At 59.3% G+C, this 1,073-nt stretch carries 2 protein-coding genes; both read left to right on the top strand.

Annotated elements, in window-relative coordinates; all coding sequences use genetic code 11:
• Positions 1-537: 537 nt before the first annotated feature.
• Positions 538-813 carry an isochorismatase gene (locus AC3FNH_RS32525; protein ID WP_488723005.1) on the top strand — a complete coding sequence of 92 codons (276 nt, stop codon included), beginning with the start codon at positions 538-540 and terminating at the stop codon, positions 811-813.
• A 17-nt stretch (positions 814-830) separates the two neighbouring features.
• Positions 831-1,052, top strand: coding sequence for a translation initiation factor IF-1 (infA, locus tag AC3FNH_RS32520; protein ID WP_488678797.1), 222 nt, complete (start codon positions 831-833; stop codon positions 1,050-1,052).
• Positions 1,053-1,073 lie beyond the last annotated feature (21 nt).

Here is a 1,073-nt window from a genome sequence, read left to right as displayed (position 1 = left end):
ACTGGACGAAGCCCTGGGCTTGAATTCCGCCTGGTATGCCGACATCCTGCTGCCTCTGACCGAGGCATGATCTGGTAAGGCGATCGGTCTTGATGGATCCTGCATTCCATGGAATTGCCCCGGATCCGCTGTACCTGCCAGCCTAGGACGTACCCTCCAGGCAGGAAATCTCCGGAAGTGGTACTATTCGCAACCGTCGACAGCCGTCGATGTCAAATGCGCCGTCCGCCAAACATCATCATTAGAAGAGTATCGGCGGCAGCACGGGTGTACACCCGAACCTTTCGCGGCAACAATCAGCCGCAATCATTTCCGACCCGCGGCACGTCCGCTCCGTACCCAGCACGCATGTACCAGGCGTGCTGGCTAGCGCAAGCACGGTCAATCCCACGCCAGTTTCCCCGCCTGCGATGAAGCGCAGGATGCGACACTGACTTTCTGCAATGGCAACCGATCGCCGGGCACGCGCGTACCTCCCCCGCATGGGAAAGCAGGACACGCCCGCCGGGATCGAGCGCCGTCCGAACAGGCAACAATTTGAATCCCGGCATTACTCCGTTCACCGTTTCCGTTTACCCCATCCAACAAGAGCCCGGCGTCTGGTTCGCGAACTACATGATCTCCGAGTACAAGGACGGCGCTGAACGCATCGTCGCGAACGTCTCGATGCGACACGCCACGCACCATACCGAAGCCAAGGCCAGGCAAGCCGCCCGCCACGCAGGGGAAAGCGCAGTGGCGCACATGCGCTTGCAACCGTCCCCGTATCGGCAAGCTACGACCCCTTCCACGTCACCGCGTGGCATTCACTGAAACAGAAAGGAGCATCCTTGGCTAAAGAAGAACTGGTGGAATTTGGCGGAAAGGTTTCGGAAGTCCTCCCGGATAACCGCTTTCGCGTCACCCTGGAGAATGGCTTCGAGGTTTGGGCCTATTCGTCCGGGCGGCTCAAGAAGAATCGCATACGTATTCTTGCGGGGGATCGCGTCACGCTCGAAATGTCGCCATACGATCTGACAAAGGGGCGCATCAACTATCGTCACAAGTCCTGAGCGAATCCGGCGTTTCCGCGC

This window comes from Cupriavidus sp. 22TCCZM01-5 (genome assembly GCF_057798915.1).
The sequence above is the reverse complement of the archived record's forward strand: the minus strand, read 5'-3'. Positions and strand labels throughout refer to the sequence as shown.